This window comes from Candidatus Delongbacteria bacterium (assembly GCA_020634015.1).
Classification (GTDB): Bacteria; CAIWAD01; CAIWAD01; order CAIWAD01; family CAIWAD01; genus JACKCN01.
In genome coordinates this window covers 295,176-312,042 of sequence record JACKCN010000004.1, presented here as the reverse complement: position 1 = coordinate 312,042, position 16,867 = coordinate 295,176, and the positions used below count along the sequence as shown (strand labels likewise).

Here is a 16,867-nt window from a genome sequence, read left to right as displayed (position 1 = left end):
ACGCGTGATGGCCGAATCGAAGCCCGATCAACCCATCGTGGTCAAACGGATCACGGCCGCCCACGGGCATCACGGGGGCTCGTGGAAAGTGGCCTTTGCCGACTTCGCCACGGCCATGATGGCCTTCTTCCTGCTGATGTGGATTCTGAACCAGAGCACCGAGCAGCAGAAGTCCGCCATTTCGAGCTACTTCAACAATCCGGCCGCCGTGGATCTGGGGGGTGCACAGGGAGTGTCCGGCGAAGGACCCGGTCCGGCCGATCCGCAGTCCCAGCTGGCCAGCGGCGAGAGTGAAGCCGAGCAGTTGCGGCAACTGAGCGAGCAGGTCCAGGGAACACTGGAATCCCTGGAGGAGATGGAAGAGTTCCGCGATCGGGTGAAGGTGGAGATGACTCCCGAAGGCGTGCGGATCCAGATCATGGACAAGGGCAACCAGTCGATGTTCGGGCTGGGCAGCGCCGAGCTGGAACCGGGGGCCCGGCGCCTGCTGCACGAACTGGCACATGCCATTGCCACGGTGCCCAACCGGATCAGCATCAGTGGTCACACCGACGCCCTGCCCTTCGGCTCGGTCGCGTACTCCAACTGGGAACTCTCCACCGACCGCGCCAACACCGCGCGCCGTGAATTCCTGGCCGCGGGCCTGGACCCCTCGAAGATCGGGCGGGTGGTGGGGCTGGCGTCGACGGCGCTGCTGCTGCCCGAGCAGCCCACCAATCCGATGAATCGCCGGATCACGATCCTGGTGATGAACCGGCGCACGGTGGACGCGATTCGCCGCGAGGGCGGGCAGCTGGTCAACATGGATCACTGAGGTGGGCCACCTGCCGAGCTGCACAAAGGAAACGCCCTCCGGAGAGCTTCCGGAGGGCGTTCTGTCTTCTGCGTTCGTGGTGAGCTACTTGATCTGCAGCAATCGTCGCACGTGTGACCCACTGTCGTCGCGATAACCCAGCAAGTAGGTGCCCGAGGCGAAACGGGTGCCGTCCCAGCTGACCTGATGATGACCCGCCCCCAGCTCGCCGTCCAGCAGCAGTTCCACTTCCTGACCCAGGAGATTGTACACGGCCAGGCGCACATGGCTGGCCACGGGCAGGCCGAAGGCGATGCGCGTGCTGCTGTTGAAGGGGTTGGGGTAGGGCTCGCCCAGATAGAATTCCAGTGGCAGGACCACAGCGTCCAGGCCGGTGAAGTCGGCTTCCACGGTGATGGTGTCACCGGGCTGGCTCTCGCCGCCCGCGTACCAGCCTGCCACCCGGTATTCGTAGACGCCGGGCAGGGTCAGGGTCTGGGTCCAGGTGGTATCGGCCAGATTGCTGGCGGCCAGGCTGAAGCTGGGTTCTCCCGCACTGACGTTCTTGCGGTAGACGCGCCAGGAGAGGAAGTCGTCCACACTGTGCTCGGGGCCCTTGGAGATGGCATTCCCATTGACTTCGGGAGGCAGGAACCACTCCGGCTGCTGCCAGGCAAGGGTCACCAGCGGGCCGTCCAGATCCACCAGTTGCGTGTTGACCGGCGCGCCCAGTTGCCAGAGCGTGACTTCGGGCACCCAGAGGGTATCGGCCACGGGCACCGTGCCCACGCGGATCACGGATTCCACGCCCGCGGGCCCCAGGATCCAGATCGGGCGCTGGCCGGGCAGCAGGCCGTCCATCATCCAGGAACCATCGGGATTCACGCTGATCGTGTCACCCAGTGAGGCCACCCGGGTCTGGGCCAGCAGCTCGGCATCCTCGGGGAAGAGCGTGACCTGACCCGCGGCCACGCCTTCGCTGGCGATGGAGGTGAAGAGAATCGCGGTGCCCTGGGCAATGGCCGGGGCATTGGGGTGGAACTCGCCATTGTTGTAGACCTGCAGGCCCGCGTCCTCGGCTTCGTTCTCGATGCCGACCGCGATCTCGGTGATGTCATCGAGCTCGCCATACTGGAAGAGGATCTGGCCATTGCCCGAAGCGGTGGGCCAGACCGACGGATCACGCAGGATGACCTGGAAGGTCTCATGGGCCGTGGTGGGAGTGAACTGCTCGATGGCCGTGAACTGCACCACCAGCTCGCCGCTGTCGGCCAGATACTGCCAGCAGATGTTGCCGCTGGTGGGGCGCTGGGGACTGAGGTCCTCCCAGAAGGGAGCGATGATCGCCGGCGGGCCATCGGGATCGGGGAAGCCCGGGTCGCCGCTCCAGTCGTTGTCGGTGGTGGTGCCCATCGAGACCCAGCCGTTGCCGCAGATCGAGAGGGTGGTGTAGTCGACACCGTAGTGGGTGAAGGTGAAGGGCAGCGTGATCGTCTGGGTCTGGTCGTCGCCGCTGAAGTCCAGCACCGTGCCTGTTCCGCCCAGATCCGGATCGATTTCGATCCAGGCCCAGTCGGGAGCGCCGGGATGGATGTCCAGATTGTCCACCATCTGGTAGCCGCTGTTGTCCACATCGCTGGGCAGGAAACTCAGACCTTCCAGTTGCAGCGCGTGTGCACTGCCGCCCATCTCCAGGCTGAGGTCGGTGTACAGACTGTCATCGCGGGAATAGGTGGCCAGCACATCGTAGCTGGTGCCCGCGGGCAGTACCACATCCAGCTGGCCCTGCTCGTCGCAGACGAAGTCGCCGTACTGGCCCAGCTCGTTGCTGATGCTGATCGCCGCGCCGGGCAGAGGGCTGGCGCCGTTGAGCATGCTCAGGCTCAGGGTGGCACTGGGACGGGCCTCCAGGCTGAAATCGACCCAGGTGGTGTCGGCGCCCACCAGCACGGCCTGGGTGGCCGTGAGGTAACTGGCGTGCAGGCATTCCAGGGTCACGTTGCGACCCACGGGAAGGCGCAGGGCATAACTGCCGTCCACGGTCGACATCACGGCGCCGGGCAGCTCCTGGGCGCGCACGAGGGCTTCCAGACCCTGGCTGGTCTCCGAGTCGCTGACCATGCCGGCGATCACGCCCGTGTTGTCCGCCTGCAGCGGCAGGTCGGCGACGATCGCGAAGTCCTGCTGGTCCAGGGCAATGCTGGAACCCGTGACACGAATCGTCCAGATGCCGGCTTCGGGAGTGTTGACCGTGACCTGCTCCACCGTGTTGAGCGCATCCGTGCCCGTGGTGGCCGCCGAGGCGGGCGAGGCCGGGTTGAGCACCCAGGGCGCATGCAGCTGCTGCGAGGGGGAGACCAGTTCCAGGTCCAGATCGTCCACCAGTTCGCTCAGGTCCAGATAGGCGCCCGGCCAGTCGGTCCAGCTCAGGCTGACCTGCAGGCGGGAATCGGTGGGGGCCACGGTCACGCTGTATTCGCGGACCTCATCCTGTCCCACCCGATCTTCCAGCCAATGCCCCAGACGCAGGGCATCCACGGCCTGTTCCACGTTGATCCGGCCGTATCCATACATGTAGTCGGGGCCCGTGTTGCCGCGGTCGTCGGCGGTCTGCACCAGCAGGGTCTTGGCCAGGGCCGGACTCAGGCGCTCGCTGCCGGGCACATAGGCGCGCCAGGCCTGCACCAGCTGGGCCGTGCAACCCGCCGTGATCGGCGTGGCCATTGACGTGCCGCTCATGTTGCCGGTGCCGTTGCCGGGGAAGGTGCTGTTGATGCTCTCGCCCGGGGCGCAGACATCGGGTTTGACGCGTCCGTCGTCGGTGGGACCCCAGGAGGAGAAGGAGGTCATGCTGTCGCTGGTGTTCTTGACGGTGGCCCCCACGACGATGGGGTTCTTGGCGCCGGACGGCACACTCATGGTGGAGAAGCTGCTGCCGCAGGGTCCGCCACCGCGCTCGTTGCCCGCGGCCCAGGTCATGATCACGCTGCGTCCCAGCGAGCCGTCGACGATCTCGTCGATCAGGGCGCTCACGGTTTCGTAGTCGCCCTGCCAGTTGCAGGGATAGCCATTGCTGTAGATGTTGGCGCCCAGCGAGACGGTGATGATGTCGGTGCCGTGCACGTTGATCGCTTCGCCGTGATCGGCCTCGATGTCGCTGGGAGAATCGTAGAGGCAGTTGGGCGTGCAGCTTTCGTACTCGTAGCTCACGATGTCGCAGGCCGGGGCCATGCCCCAGTAGGTGGAGTGATTGCAGCCCACGCTGCCCGCCACGTGTGTGGGATGGTCGGCCACGCTGCCGCTCTCGGAGGTTCCGATGATCGCCCGGCCCTCGAAAGCGCTGTGCGCCACGTCCACCAGACCACCGTCGTAGACGGTCACGGTCACGTCTTCACCACGGAAGCTGTAGGGCGCCGCCTGCACCACATCGGCGTGGGTGCGCGTGCGCGCTCCGTTGTTGGTGTCCTCGAGGGGCGGGCTGGTTTCCTGGATCCAGAGCACCTCGTCGGTGTTCAGCAGCAGCTGCAGTTCCGCGTCGTCCAGACCCACGGTCCAGCCGTGACTGGTGTTGACATGGGCGCCCACGGGAATGCCCAGTCCGCGCAGCCAGCGACCGGCCTGCTGGGTGTCCACATCGCGATGGAAGATCACGTTGCAGACCCGGCGTCCGTCCTCGAGCTGCGACCAGGGGCCGTACTGGCCGTCGCGCACGCCGGGCCCTTTCTTGTCGATGGCGTCGATCGGGGAGGCCCAGTCCAGATTCAGATTCAGTGAGTGCGGATCGGGGCTGCCGCTGGCCACGGCGATCCAGAGCCCGTTGCCCAGCGGCTGCAGCAGGTTCAGGCCCTGGCTGCGGGCCTGGTCGCGCATCGCGCTGTCCAAAGCGCCCTTGACGCGCACCAGCACGTGACTGCCGGTTCCCCGGAAGGATTGAGCGGCTCCCTGCCAGACCAGACTGCCGGACGGCGGGTTCAGCGTGCGGTGCTTGAGCTGGACCGCACCGGCGGGAGCGGCCAGCAGACCCGCCAGCAGCGCCAGGCAGAGCGCGCGGGCAAAGCGGGAGGGCGGCGTCGAAACGGGGGACAGAGAGCGCATGGATGTCTCCTCACTGGGGCCACGGACGTGTGGCCGGCATGGTTGGGGAGCCCGCCGGATCGGGCCGAAGTCTGGATTGTTCTCTTGGTTCGCGGCGACCGGATCCGTGGAACCGTGGGATCCATTGCGCGTCCGCCAACTTAGGTCAGCCCCGGGCGCGGTGCAAGGATTGCCTCGGGGGTGGCCAAAGGGGGATCAGCTTTCCAGCACCCGCTGGTAGTGGGCCTCGTAGCGCGGCACGATGACACTGGTATCGAAGCGGGTCACCGCACTCTGGCGAGCCTCTCCGGCCACCTGGTCGTACAGTCCGCGGTCCTGGAGCAACTGCAGGGCACGCATGGCGAAGGCCTCGGGATTGCCACGCGGGCACAGGAAACCGGTTCGGCCACTCTCCACCAGTTCGCGCAGCCCGCCCACATCGCTGGCCAGCACGGGCACCCCGCAGCTCATGGCTTCCAGGGCCACCAGACCGAAACTCTCGGTCTCGGAGGGCAGCAGCAGCAGGTCGGCCACGGAAAGCAGGTCCAGAATGGACTCCTGGTTGTCCAGGAAGTGCACGCGCTCGTCGTGGCCCAGGCTGTGCACCAGGTCCTCGGCGGCCTGGCGGTCCGGGCCGATGCCCATCATGATCAGCCGGCAGTCGGTTTCCTGCTGGACATGGTCGAAGATCCGGATCGCGTCCAGCACGCGTTTCACCGGGCGGAAATTGCTGGCGTGCACCAGCAGAGGCACTCCGGGAGGAGCGAACTGCGACCGCAGTTCCGTATTGCGCGTGGGTCTGTAGACCTGGGTGTCCACGAAGTTGTGAATGGTTTCGATCGAAAGGTCCTGACAGAAGAGCTCGCGGGTCTGGCGGGCCAGATCTTCCGATACGGCCGTGATGCCATTGCTGGCCCGCAGCGCGAAACAGGTGATCTCTTCGTATGCCGGCTGCTGTCCCACCAGGGTGATGTCGGTGCCGTGCAGGGTGGTGACCACGGGCAGCTTGCGGTCGGTGAGCATCTCGCGGGCCATCCAGGCGCTCACGGAATGGGGAATCGCGTAGTGGGCGTGCATCAGCTGCAGGTCATGGTGGCGTGTCACGTCCACCATCGCCGAGGTCAGCGCCAGACTGTAGGGTGGATACTTGAACAGTGGGTACTCGTTCACCTGCACCCGATGGAAGTGAACATTGTTGTAGAGCCGATCCAGCCGGAAGGGTTTGTTGTAGCAGAGGAAGTGCACCACATGCCCGCGGCGTGCCAGCTCGATGCCCAGCTCGGTGGCCAGCACTCCGCTGCCGCCGTGCGTGGGATAACAACTGATTCCGATGCGCATCACAGACCTCTTCCGAAGGTGAGAACGGGGTCGTCCAGTTCAAGCGTGCGGTCGACGAAGAAGGCCTCGCCGTACCGTACGCCGATCAGCTGGCCGTAGTACATCGCCCGGGCCGTGACCCAGTGCCAGAAATCCGGCGAGGAAATCTGGGTGCCCGGCTCGGTGGAGTCCGGGTTGTGGAACTGCGACTTGTAACAATGCGCCGCCTGCTCGCGCCGGGACCACTGTGCGGTGACGTCCACCACGAAACTGGGCCTGAATTCCTGGCGCGCCGGATAGTAGAGCAGCGCACCGGGACGCCAGGGCGCCTGGTCCGTGTCCACCTTGGCCATGCCCGAGAGAAAGACCGCCGACTTGAGAATCCGGGCCGCCGCTTCGTGATCCGGATGGAAGTCCTCGCGCCAGGCAGAGAGCACGACCTTGGGGCGCCAGCGGCGCAGGGCCTGCACCACGATCAGTGCGTTCTCGCGGCTATCGGCCAGCCTGCCATCACCCAGGTCCAGATTCTCGCGCATGTCCAGCTGCAGCACGGCGCTGGCGGCCGCGGTTTCTTCGGCACGGATCTCGCGGCTGCCCCGGGTTCCCATTTCACCGGCGGTGAAATCGATGATGCCGATACGGTGGCCCTGGTCCTTCATGCGCAGCAGAGTGCCGGCGGCGCTGATCTCCACATCGTCGGGATGGGGGCCGAAGCCGATGATATCAACCTGCGTGTTCATGCGTCCGGGCTCCCGCTTTGCGCTTGTTCCTGTTCGATGTGTACCTGTCCTGCGTGGTGGATCAGCCAGCTCACGCCCTCGGCGGCCGGATCCAGCTGGCTCCAGAGCGTCTGGTCCAGACGGGAGAGTCCGGCCCGGGCCAGCAGGGCCAGGCTGTTCACGCGGCGCTCCTGGGGCAGACCGGGATGATCCAGCCAGTCGGTGAGGGCATGGATTTCCTTCAGCTGCTGTTTGTGACCCTTGCGCGCCAGCCCCTGGATCCGCTCGCCCAGCTGGGCCAGCGCAGCCATTGCACGCTCGGCCATCGGCAGAAGATCCTGCAGGTCCTCGCGCTCGCTGAAGCGGGTGGCCAGCTCCCGGGATCGGATGCCCAGCTCACGCAGTTCATCGGCCGCCTCCAGGGCTTCGGCCATGCCGTCCAGTCCGCGCAGCCAGTCTTCGGGCCAGGGTTGACCGGGCACGGGCGGAGCCGCCGGATCCAGTCCCAGAGCGCGCAGGGTATTCAGTTCTTCCCGGCCGATCCAGCGCAGGCGGGGGCGCGGCCAGAGCATGGGGGCCTGCAGATCCAGGGCCTCGTGGGCCCCCGCGATCTGGCAGTTGTAGAGAATCTCCGAGGGGCCCAGCACACTCAGCGCGGTACCCAGCAACCAGTCCTGCAACAGAGGACGGCCGAGCACATCGGGGCTCAGCCGATCGGCGGGACCCGCGACCGAGGCCACCGCCTGCATTTCGTCGCTGGGGCGCTGGCGGCGGCCATCCACTTCCACGAACCAGGGGAATCGGGCGGCCTCGCTGACCGGCGGAGTGAAGCCCAGATCGACGAGGCGCGGAGTCGAGCGTGCGACAGCCTCGGCCAGTGGCACGGAGCGCGCATGCAGCAGGCGATGGAAGGGACCGGCAAGCTCGCGCACCGCGGGGCGCGAGGGATCCAGCACGATCAGTCCACTGCCCCTGGTGAGTGTGCGCAGCAGTTCGCAGAAGAAGGCTGCGGGCGTGGCCGCATCGTCCAGGCAGGCCTGTGCAGAATGAAGGAGATCCTCGGGCCAGTCGGCGGCCAGTTCGGACAGCAGGCCGCGCACCGGGCCCTTGAGTGTGGCGTCGAAGGGAATTCTGCCCACACTGCGGCCTTCGAGGGCGGTGGGCAACGCCAGGCGGAAATCGGGGCGTCCCGGAATGCGGATCCGCGCGACTTCGGCCCAGTCGTGATCGTTGGCTTCCACCCAGAACACCGCCACCGCGGGCCGACCGGTGGCCGCACGTACGCGGTCGCGCAGGGCGAGCAGGGCCAGCGCCTTGTGAATCGTGTATCCGGGCCCCAGCAGCAATCCGGCCTGCTGCCCGCAGACCAGCACGGGCGTGTCCGCCGCGGCCAGTTCGGTCAGGGCCTGCAGTGCGTCGGGGTCCAGGCGATGCTCGTGAGCCAGCAGACGGGCCAGAGCCTTGCGGTTTGCCGCTGGAGCGCCATCCGGGGCGGTGCCACGCAGTCCCGCCAGGTTCTCGATGGTGGGCAGCGCCACGGCCGTTGCGTCCAGCAGGCGCCAGAGTGGAGAGGTGTTGAGTGTCATCGTGAGCCATCCTGGTGCAGCACCAGGATGCTGCGGCTGCTGCCCGAGCTCCAGGGGCGCCCATCCAGCTCGCCCATGTGGGCCGAGCAACGGAATCCCTGATCCGCGAGCCGCTCCAGAAACCAGGATGCCGGGTAGAGCTTCACGGCTTCGCGCACGGTGCGGATCCCGCCCTGAAGATCGGGGAAGACCATCTGCTTGATCACCTGATTGTGTGTCTCATCGATCCAACGGGTTTCCTGTACCACGCGCTCGCCCAGTCTGCTTTCGCTCTGGGGCACCAGATGCGCGTGCAGCCAGGCCGGATTCAGGTAGTCGATCACCAGCGAGCCCCCGCGGCGCACCAGACCCGCCATCCGCGCCAGCTGGGCTTCGTTGGCGCTGTCTTCGGCGTGATACCCGAAACTGGTGAACAACGAGAGCACCCAGTCGAACACGGGTTTCAGCGGAGGATGGGCCATGTCGGCCCGCAGGAATCGGCCGGTGTCATCGGCGGCGTGTGCCACCTGCAGCAGCTCGGGTGACCAGTCCAGCCCCACCGCCTGATGGCCTCGGCGGGCCAGCTCCAGTGTGTGACGACCACTGCCGCAGCCCAGGTCGAGCACGAGCGTGGCACGCCCATCGGGTTGCCGGGGCAGGAATCCGTGCTTCGTGTGGAGCAGATCGAGGAAGCGGTCGGCTTCGCGGTGGTCGCGGTGGGCGTAGAGGGCAAGGTAGTCCTGGTCGAACCAGTGACGGTGCCAGTCGTCGGAGGACTCAGTGGAGGGTTGTGCTGTCCTGTTCATTGAGTGGAGACGCCAGGCTGCCCAGTCGGTCCGGCAGTTGGTCGATCAGTTCCTTGACTTCGTTGATCTTGAAGGGTTTGGCCAGCACTTTGTGGATGTGATGCTCGTGCAGTTCCTGCTGTGAGATCTGGGTGCCCCAGCCGGTGACCAGAATCAGCACGACCCCTGCATTCTCTTCCACGGCACGGCGCCAGATGCGGTTGGCCACGTCCCAGCCATTGAAATCGGGCATGCCCAGGTCCGTGAACACGACATCATAGCCATAACGTCGGTATTTCTCCACCCCGCCCCGGCCGCTGTCCGCCTGGTCCACCTCGTGACCCATGGCCTTGAGGATTTCCACCAGCACGCTGCGCACATCTTCCTCGTCGTCCACCACCAGTACCCGGCGCGGAGTCTCGCTGCGGATGGAATGCAGTGTCTGACGCGGGTGGTCGATGTTCAGTGGGTAGTCGCTTTCCATGGTCACGGCGGGAAGGATGATCTGGAAGCGCGTGCCTTCGCCGGGCTGGCTGTCCACTTCGATCTCGCCGCCGTGCTGCTTGATGATGCCGTGTGACACCGAAAGCCCCAGCCCGTTGCCCTGCACGCCCTTGGTGGTGAAGTAGGGTTCGAAGATCCGGCGGCTCACCAGCGAGGTCATGCCCGGGCCGGTATCCTTGATGCTGAGCAGCACGCGGTCGCCGCTGCGATGGCCGCGCAGCACGAGCGCTCCGCCATTGGGCATGGCCTCCAGCGCGTTGTTGATGATGTTGTGCAGCACTTCGCGCAGTTCGGTGGAATTGCCCAGTACCATCAGGCCGCTGTCGATGTGTTTCATCACATCGTAGGTGATGCCGATCTTCTGGGCCTTGTCACGCCAGAGGGGGCGCGTCATTTCCAGCACATCCTCGGCCAGATCGGCCAGGTCCACGGGATCCTGGAGAGCCTGGGTCGCGCCCCGGGTGAAATCCTGGATGCGCTTGACCAGCACCGCGCCGTCGGACGCGCTCTTGTAGATCAGGTCCAGCCCCTTCTGCACTTCGCCGCCGTCGGCAGAACCCAGGCGCAGCAATTCCACCTTGGCGAGGATCGCACCGAGAATGTTGTTGAAATCGTGTGCCACACCACTGGCCATCTGGCCCATGGCTTTCAGCTTTTCCGAGCGCAGCAGCTGGACCTGGGTTTCCTTGAGTCGGCGATTGCTCTCGCTGAGCGCGCGATTGGTGTTCTCCATCGCGATGGCCTGGCTCTGCAGGGTGCGCTTCTGATTGCTCAGGCTGGAATTCAGTTCTTCCAGACGCGAGTTCTTGCTGGTCAGCTCCACACTGCCTTCTTCGAGCAGGCGGGTCTTGCGGTCCAGTTCCTCGTGGACCTCCTTGAGCAGGTTGAAGCGCCGCGAATGGTGCACCAGCCAGCCCATCGGCAACAGCATCAGCAGCACACCCGCCCAGCCGGTGCGCAGATACATGTAGTACATCGTGACGCCCAGGAAGGCCACGAAGGCATTGGACAGCTGATCGAAGTAGTGCATCCGGCGCAGCTGGCTGCCCAGACTCATCCCGGTTTCCAGGCGGATCGCCACGCTCACCAGCAACTGATTGATCACGAAGAAGGAGATCGCCAGCGCGGCGAATCCCGGGAGGTGGGCCAGCCGAAGAGGGCCACTGCCCGCGTCGGGCAGTTTCAGCAGCGAATAGACCAGGGAGCTGCCCAGCAGGCTGATCGAAATCTGCGAGACATTGAAGAGGGCCTTGTACCAGGGGCGTTTCATGCGCACCAGATTCAGATACAGGGCGTTGAGCGCGCCGATGCAGATCGCCAGCGGGCCACCGAAGGTCAGGATCAGGCAGAAGTCCACGGTGGAATTCATCGTGCTGGCCGAGCCGCTGCCCGACGCCACGATCTCGTAGCGCGAAACCGCCAGCACCAGCAGCAGCCATGGAATGGCGCGCAGCAGCAGAAGCTGGCTGTCGGGTTGCTGCAGCAGATTGGCGATGGAGCCGGCCAGCAACAGCAGTCCGAAACCCGCCACCAGCGTGATGTAGATCCGCAGGGAAGACGTCATCCTGGCACCCGTTGGCACCTCATGGCGCGGTTCGTCATGATGCTCTGGATTTTCCATTGGATAGTGAGTCACCCGTTGGTTACTTTCAGTTCCGTCTGGCACCCCCTGTCAGACCAATGATTCCACTTGGGAGGCCCCCATGGTTCTTCAACTGGTGCTGATGCTGAAGGATCTCCTCAATGAAGTCCACTGGCTCATTGGCGGATGATTCCGGCAGGTGTTCCTGTGAGATTCGCTTCATGGTGCCACATGAAGCGAATTTTTTTTTGGGGCCCCGCGAGCTCCGGGGGACGGGCTCCCTCAGGCGAAGTCGGTGAAACTGCGCAGGATGCGGTCGCCCAGGGTTTCCAGCACCCCTTCGCTGAAGTAGCTGCCTTCCTGGACCTTGCGGCGGAGTCGTTCCACCTGTTCGGGGTCGGCGAGGGCGGGTTCCATGACCAGCCGGTCAAAAAGTTCGGCGGCCAGGCTGCGGTCGAAGACCAGACCCTGCTGCTTCAGGTCTTCCATCAGCGAAGACAGCACGGACTCCCGCTGCGACCTGCATCTCGCGCGGAATCGATTCCAGCTTGCGAACCAGCAGACGGCAGACGGTGATGAACTGGGGGGTCGAAGTGTGCACGCCAATCTCCCATGACTGCTTGGATCCAACTGGCCTTATCGGCGCACCCGGCCAGCTTCTGAAGTGCCGAAGCCCTGAAGTTCCGGATTTTTTGCCCTCGTCCCGACTGGAGCGACCGCGAACTTAGGAATTTGCCACGGCTCACGAAGATTCTTTATCCATCCTGTCGCAAGCCGTATATAAACACGGTCGTATCCCCGTGGGCTGTCGCCGCTCCATGACGGGCGCGCCGCTGCCCGGATGACCGTTCCCGACACAATTCTCAGGAGGAGCCATGATCGTCGCCCGATTGCTGAAGCAGAAAGGCCAGGAAGTGTTCTCCGTGAGTCCCGACTCCACCGTGCGTCATGCCCTGGAACAGCTGGTGGAGAACCGGGTGGGGTCGCTGCTGGTGCGCAGCGGCGAGGATGTGGTGGGCATCATCACCGAGCGCGACATCATTCGCAATGGTCTCACGGGTGGCCGCCTGCTGGCCGACCAGCGAGTCGAGGAGATCATGTCCCGCGATGTGCTGATCGCCACCCCCAGCGACAGCCTGCAGTATGTGATGAAGGTGATGACCCGCAGCAAGATCCGGCACATGCCGGTCTACGACGAAGGCAAGCTGGTGGGACTGGTCTCGATCGGCGATCTGGTCTTCTCGATGCTCGAGGAGAGCGCGGACGAGATCCGCCATCTCAATGACTACATCAGCGGTTCCTGGTAGGCCCGAGATGTCAACCACCTCGATCCTTGACTTCAGCCGCGAGCGGGCACCGCTTCAGGAACGCTTCATCGAGAACTCCAGCCTGCTGGGCAAACGCATGCTTGCTCTTGAAACACGCACCTTCGAAGCGGGCGCGCTTGACTGCAGGCAGAAGGAAATGCTGGGGCTGATGGCCAGTCTGGTGCTGCGCTGTGAAGATTGCATCCAATATCACGTCATCGAGTGCCGGCGCCAGGGAGTGAGCCTGGACCAATTGCGCGAACTGCTGGACATCGCTCTGATGATCGGGGGATCGATCACCATTCCCCACATCCGTCGGATCCACCTTTATTGGGAAGAACTGGAGCAGAACCCGGGTGCGGTTTGAGAGTCCGCTGGAAGCGGTGACCCTGCTGAAGCGCTACAAACGTTTCCTGGCCGATGTGCGCCGCGCCGATGGCTCGCTGCTGACCGTTCACGTGCCCAATTCGGGCAGCATGAAAACCTGCGTGGGCGACGACTGGCCCGCACTGATTTCCGACAGCGGGAATCCGTCACGCAAGTACCGCCACACTCTGGAAATGGTGCACAACGGCACCTGCTGGATTGGCGTCAACACCTCCCGGGCCAACGCCCTGGCCCTGGAGGCTCTCACTTCCGGAGCGATTCCCGGTTTTGAGGACTGGGACGACTGGCGCGGCGAAGTGCGTTACGGCGAGAACAGCCGGATCGACCTTCTGGCCCGTCGTGGCGAGCTCCTGTGTTATGTCGAAGTCAAGAATGTCAGCCTCCTGGATGGTGAGGCGGTGGCCTTTCCTGATGCGGTCACCAGCCGGGGACTGAAACACCTCCACGATCTGATGCGCGAAACCGAGCGTGGCCAACGGGCGGTGCTGCTGCTGACAGTGCAACGCGCGGATGGCGCGTATTTCCGACCCGCCGATTCCATAGACCCCGCCTGGTGCGCGGGTCTGCGCGAGGCCGTGGCCCGGGGCGTGGAAGTCATTGCCTGGCGTTTTGATCCCGGCCCGGAGGGAATCCTGCCCACGGGGCCCGTGGAGATTCGCTTGTAGTCGTTCCTCCCTCCATTCATTCTTCCATGATCAACGGCGTCTGACAGCCTGGCTGCTGGCCTGGCAGCAGGCGTCTTGCCAGCGGAGGGTGCTGGCCTTGCTGCAGGCATGATGCCAGCGGAGGATGCTGGCCTGGCAGCAGGCGTCATGCCAGCGGCGGTTGCTGGCCTTGCTGCAGGCATGATGCCAGCGGAGGATGCTGGCCTGGCAGCAGGCGTCCTGCCAGCGGCGGTTGCTGGCCTTGCAGCAGGCGTTGTGCCAGCGGAGGTTGCTGGCGTGGCAGCAGGCGCTGTGCCAGCGGAGGTTGCTGGCCTTGCAGCAGGCGTCGTGCCAGCGGTGGTTGCTGGCCTTGCAGCAGGCGTTGTGCCAGTGGAGGTTGCTGGCCTTGCAGCAGGCGTCCTGCCAGCGGAGGTTGCTGGCCTTGCAGCAGGCGTTGTGCCAGCGGAGGATGCTGGCCTTGCAGCAGGCGTCGTGCCAGCGGCGGGTGCTGGCCTTGCAGCTGGCGTCCTGCCAGCGGAGGATGCTGGCGTGGCAGCAGGCGTCGTGCCAGCATCCACTCCAGTTCGTCCACACATCTTGACACGCAGAACGAGAAATCCCCCGGCAGCCAGAGCCACCGGGGGATTTGAAAGCTGATCTGTCGACGGGCTACTTCAGCAGCACCATCTTGCGGCTCTCGGCCTGGCCGTTGGCTTCCAGGGTGTAGATGTAGACACCACTGGCCAGACCGCTGGCGTCGAAGTCCACCGAGTGGCTGCCCGCATCCAGCTGGCCGTTCACCAGAGTCGCCACCGATTCACCCAGCAGGTTGTACACGTTCAGGCGTACATCCGAGCTGCGCGGCAGGCTGAACCCGATCCGGGTCAGTGGATTGAAGGGGTTGGGCCAGTTCTGGGCCAGGGCGAACCCGGCGGGTTGGCTGCTGCCTTCCACGGCCACGTTGGTCAGCACGATTCCGGAATAGCTCGCGAGCTGGGTCCGGTCGAGCATGCCGACCTCGGGGCAGCCCGCCATGTCACTGGACTCGTAGGAAATGCGGTAGACCAGATCCTCGCGGTCGGCGAAATGGAACACCAGCAGCTGGTCGTAGTTGGGCAGACCGCTGTAGGACACGTGCGCCCGGAACTTGGTGCCACGCCACTGGGGCAGCCAGCCATCCCAGTCCATCGCGCTCATCCACTCGCCGTTGGCGAAGACTTCCAGGTCCAGCTCCATCAGGCCGCCGTCCTCGGGTCGTGCCCAGCAGGTCGCTGGGATGATGGTAGAAGGCGATGTTGTCCACGCGCACGTCAAAGGGACTCTCGTTGAAGACATGCACCGGCTCGACCCAGTGGGTGCTGTCGAGGAAGGCCGTGTCACCCGTCCAGCTGTCACAGGTCCAGGAATACCAGCGGCTGTCGGTGACCAGACCCACGTGGCCCGCGGCGTTCCCAGGAGTGCCCGTGTGCGGCGGAATCGCGCTCACCGGCACTTTCATGTACATCACATCGTTCAGAGTCTCGGCGCCTTCCGGAGGCGTGTTGGGAATGCCGCCCGCATCCAGATCGTGCACATAGGTCAAGTGGAGGAACCCGCCATCGGCCACGGCGGCCAGGCTGGGCCAATCTTCCGCATCACAGTCACCACTGGTGCAACCCGGGCTGGGAGTCACGGTCAGATTCACCGCGGGGCCCCAGCTCAGGCCGTTGTCGGCCGAGCAGCGGGCCATGATCTCGCCATTGTAGAACCCTGCGGCACTGGTGTCGGCGCTGGTGTACTCGGACCAGATGGTGTACAGCCAGCCAGTGCTCGGGTCCACGGCGATCGAGGGCCGGTCGCGCCACATGCGCCAGGCCTGGGGGCGCGAGTAGAACAGGTCTTCTTCGGTGATGCCCGAATTGTATCCCGCCACGTGGCTCCATTCACCCGTGTCCACATTCATGTGCCAGATCTGACCACGCCCCAGATTCCAATTGTAATAGACCAGCTCGCTGGTATCACCGTCGCCGTCATGGACCGTCAGCGTGTCCGTGAACATCACGGCCGTGGAGAACACCACGTGCAGATTCTCCTCGTTGCTCATGTCAAAGAGACCGTCCACATCCGAATATCCACGACAGCCATAGGGTCCGAAGGGCGACTCCGAGCCCGGGCCGTAGTCCGTGAGATTCATCGAATTCTCGGCCATGATCTGGGCCGACACATTGCCGTCATCCGCCAGATAGGCCTTTACATCATGATGAATCTGACGCCCGATCTCCCCACCCTCGGGGGGGCCGTCGTAGGGCACATCCTCCGGGCCGGTCTTCTCGAGATATACTACGGCGGCCCGTTGGCTGTGATTGTTGGCCACCGCCACCGCGCCCAGGGACTCGGTGTTGTCACTCACCACCAGAAAGCTGCCATTGTCCCAGCTGGTGCCGTTCGTGGTGGCATCGTAGAAGATGGTGCTGGGGGCATCGCTGTCGTCCGCGCCGTAGCCCACCATGTGCACGCGGTCCATGCCGTCCACGCTGATATGGGGCCAGATGTAGTCGTCACCGGAGTGCTGCATCAGGTTGAAGGCCAGTGTACAGCCCGCAAAATCCACCGCCAGCCAGGATACCGGAGGCGTGGAGCTGTGCATGCCCACCACGCCCGAGTTGGCTGGAAGCGCATTGACTGGATTGGGGCCCGTGACCGCACTGGTGGTATAGCCTGTTCGCTGTGAGAGCACGTCGGTGGGACCGGTCAGACTCAGGTCCGTGGGATCCACGCACCAGGCCTGCACTCGACGCCCGTTTCCCGCATCGACGCCTCCCATGAAGGAGCCGTGGACGATGCCATCGGACGAAACCGCCAGCATGCGGCTGGTGGAGCCATTGTGCTGGTAGTCGTAACGGGTGGTGCCGACCACGACGGTTTCCCAGTCGGTGCGCCGAGTGTGCGCCTTCGGCACGACGGGTGAGGGCTCGACCCAGTCGCGGGCAGCCTGCAGCGCAGGGGCTGCCGGCGCCTGTGGAGTCGCCTGCCGCGTCACGCGGGAGACGTCGGCATGGACGCTGCCAGCGCCCAGCGCCAGCAAGGTCAGCAGTGTGAGCGATCGTTTCATGGGGTACCTCCGTCTGTTCATTGTGAAGAGAGATTCGTGATTCGCGCCTGTGTCACCGACACGATCGAGTGTGCCGGAGAGAGCTCTCCCTGGAGTTCA

General features: G+C 64.7%; 14 protein-coding genes. 4 read left to right on the top strand and 10 right to left on the bottom strand.

The annotated features are described in order from the left end of the window. Positions 1-7 precede the first annotated feature (7 nt). Positions 8-814 carry an OmpA family protein gene (locus H6678_09915; GenBank protein MCB9474115.1) on the top strand — a complete coding sequence of 269 codons (807 nt, stop codon included), beginning with the start codon at positions 8-10 and terminating at the stop codon, positions 812-814. A gap of 84 nt (positions 815-898) precedes the next feature. Here the strand turns inward: H6678_09915 and H6678_09910 are convergent, their stop codons facing one another. From H6678_09910 to H6678_09880, 7 genes are all read right to left on the bottom strand, one after another. After that, positions 899-4,888 carry a S8 family peptidase gene (locus H6678_09910; protein ID MCB9474114.1) on the bottom strand — a complete coding sequence of 1,330 codons (3,990 nt, stop codon included), beginning with the start codon at positions 4,886-4,888 and terminating at the stop codon, positions 899-901. Between the two features lie 195 nt (positions 4,889-5,083). Next, entirely contained in the window at positions 5,084-6,205 is a 1,122-nt protein-coding gene (bshA, locus tag H6678_09905) for an N-acetyl-alpha-D-glucosaminyl L-malate synthase BshA (GenBank protein ID MCB9474113.1), read from the bottom strand. Further along, positions 6,205-6,924: a bacillithiol biosynthesis deacetylase BshB1 gene (bshB1, locus tag H6678_09900; protein MCB9474112.1), complete on the bottom strand. Its 720-nt coding sequence runs from the start codon at positions 6,922-6,924 to the stop codon at positions 6,205-6,207. Before bshB1 ends, bshA begins: the two co-directional genes overlap by 1 nt. Continuing rightward, complete coding sequence (gene bshC, locus H6678_09895; protein MCB9474111.1) at positions 6,921-8,489, bottom strand: bacillithiol biosynthesis BshC; 1,569 nt, start codon at positions 8,487-8,489, stop codon at positions 6,921-6,923. The genes bshB1 and bshC overlap by 4 nt, the downstream gene beginning before the upstream one ends. Continuing rightward, positions 8,486-9,274 carry a class I SAM-dependent methyltransferase gene (locus tag H6678_09890; GenBank protein MCB9474110.1) on the bottom strand — a complete coding sequence of 263 codons (789 nt, stop codon included), beginning with the start codon at positions 9,272-9,274 and terminating at the stop codon, positions 8,486-8,488. The genes bshC and H6678_09890 overlap by 4 nt, the downstream gene beginning before the upstream one ends. Then, complete coding sequence (locus H6678_09885) at positions 9,246-11,321, bottom strand: response regulator (protein MCB9474109.1); 2,076 nt, start codon at positions 11,319-11,321, stop codon at positions 9,246-9,248. The genes H6678_09890 and H6678_09885 overlap by 29 nt, the downstream gene beginning before the upstream one ends. Before the next feature lie 300 nt (positions 11,322-11,621). Continuing rightward, positions 11,622-11,843, bottom strand: coding sequence for a hypothetical protein (locus H6678_09880; protein ID MCB9474108.1), 222 nt, complete (start codon positions 11,841-11,843; stop codon positions 11,622-11,624). A gap of 371 nt (positions 11,844-12,214) precedes the next feature. On the opposite strand from H6678_09880, the gene H6678_09875 reads away from it, so the two are divergent. From H6678_09875 to sfsA, 3 genes are read left to right on the top strand one after another with little or no spacing between them, the layout of a single operon-like run. Next, entirely contained in the window at positions 12,215-12,646 is a 432-nt protein-coding gene (locus H6678_09875) for a CBS domain-containing protein (protein MCB9474107.1), read from the top strand. A gap of 7 nt (positions 12,647-12,653) precedes the next feature. Continuing rightward, complete coding sequence (locus H6678_09870) at positions 12,654-13,013, top strand: carboxymuconolactone decarboxylase family protein (GenBank protein MCB9474106.1); 360 nt, start codon at positions 12,654-12,656, stop codon at positions 13,011-13,013. After that, a complete protein-coding gene (sfsA, locus tag H6678_09865; GenBank protein ID MCB9474105.1) occupies positions 13,003-13,698 on the top strand; it encodes a DNA/RNA nuclease SfsA in 696 nt (231 codons plus the stop codon). Before H6678_09870 ends, sfsA begins: the two co-directional genes overlap by 11 nt. A gap of 145 nt (positions 13,699-13,843) precedes the next feature. Here the strand turns inward: sfsA and H6678_09860 are convergent, their stop codons facing one another. The 3 genes from H6678_09860 to H6678_09850 form a co-directional block, all read right to left on the bottom strand. Continuing rightward, entirely contained in the window at positions 13,844-14,281 is a 438-nt protein-coding gene (locus tag H6678_09860; protein MCB9474104.1) for a hypothetical protein, read from the bottom strand. A 65-nt stretch (positions 14,282-14,346) separates the two neighbouring features. Further along, positions 14,347-14,811, bottom strand: coding sequence for a T9SS type A sorting domain-containing protein (locus tag H6678_09855; protein ID MCB9474103.1), 465 nt, complete (start codon positions 14,809-14,811; stop codon positions 14,347-14,349). Next, complete coding sequence (locus H6678_09850) at positions 14,714-16,768, bottom strand: hypothetical protein (GenBank protein MCB9474102.1); 2,055 nt, start codon at positions 16,766-16,768, stop codon at positions 14,714-14,716. The genes H6678_09855 and H6678_09850 overlap by 98 nt, the downstream gene beginning before the upstream one ends. Positions 16,769-16,867: the final 99 nt, after the last annotated feature.

Bases quoted from the DNA above. Each gene is read 5' to 3' on its own strand.
- H6678_09915 (MCB9474115.1), top strand. From the start codon at position 8: ATGGCCGAATCGAAGCCCGATCAACCCATCGTGGTCAAACGGATCACG.
- H6678_09870 (MCB9474106.1), top strand. From the start codon at position 12,654: ATGTCAACCACCTCGATCCTTGACTTCAGCCGCGAGCGGGCACCGCTT.
- H6678_09885 (MCB9474109.1), bottom strand. From the start codon at position 11,321: ATGACGTCTTCCCTGCGGATCTACATCACGCTGGTGGCGGGTTTCGGA.
- H6678_09910 (MCB9474114.1), bottom strand. From the start codon at position 4,888: ATGCGCTCTCTGTCCCCCGTTTCGACGCCGCCCTCCCGCTTTGCCCGC.
- H6678_09850 (MCB9474102.1), bottom strand. From the start codon at position 16,768: ATGAAACGATCGCTCACACTGCTGACCTTGCTGGCGCTGGGCGCTGGC.
- bshB1 (MCB9474112.1), bottom strand. From the start codon at position 6,924: ATGAACACGCAGGTTGATATCATCGGCTTCGGCCCCCATCCCGACGAT.
- H6678_09890 (MCB9474110.1), bottom strand. From the start codon at position 9,274: ATGAACAGGACAGCACAACCCTCCACTGAGTCCTCCGACGACTGGCAC.
- bshA (MCB9474113.1), bottom strand. From the start codon at position 6,205: ATGCGCATCGGAATCAGTTGTTATCCCACGCACGGCGGCAGCGGAGTG.
- bshC (MCB9474111.1), bottom strand. From the start codon at position 8,489: ATGACACTCAACACCTCTCCACTCTGGCGCCTGCTGGACGCAACGGCC.
- H6678_09875 (MCB9474107.1), top strand. From the start codon at position 12,215: ATGATCGTCGCCCGATTGCTGAAGCAGAAAGGCCAGGAAGTGTTCTCC.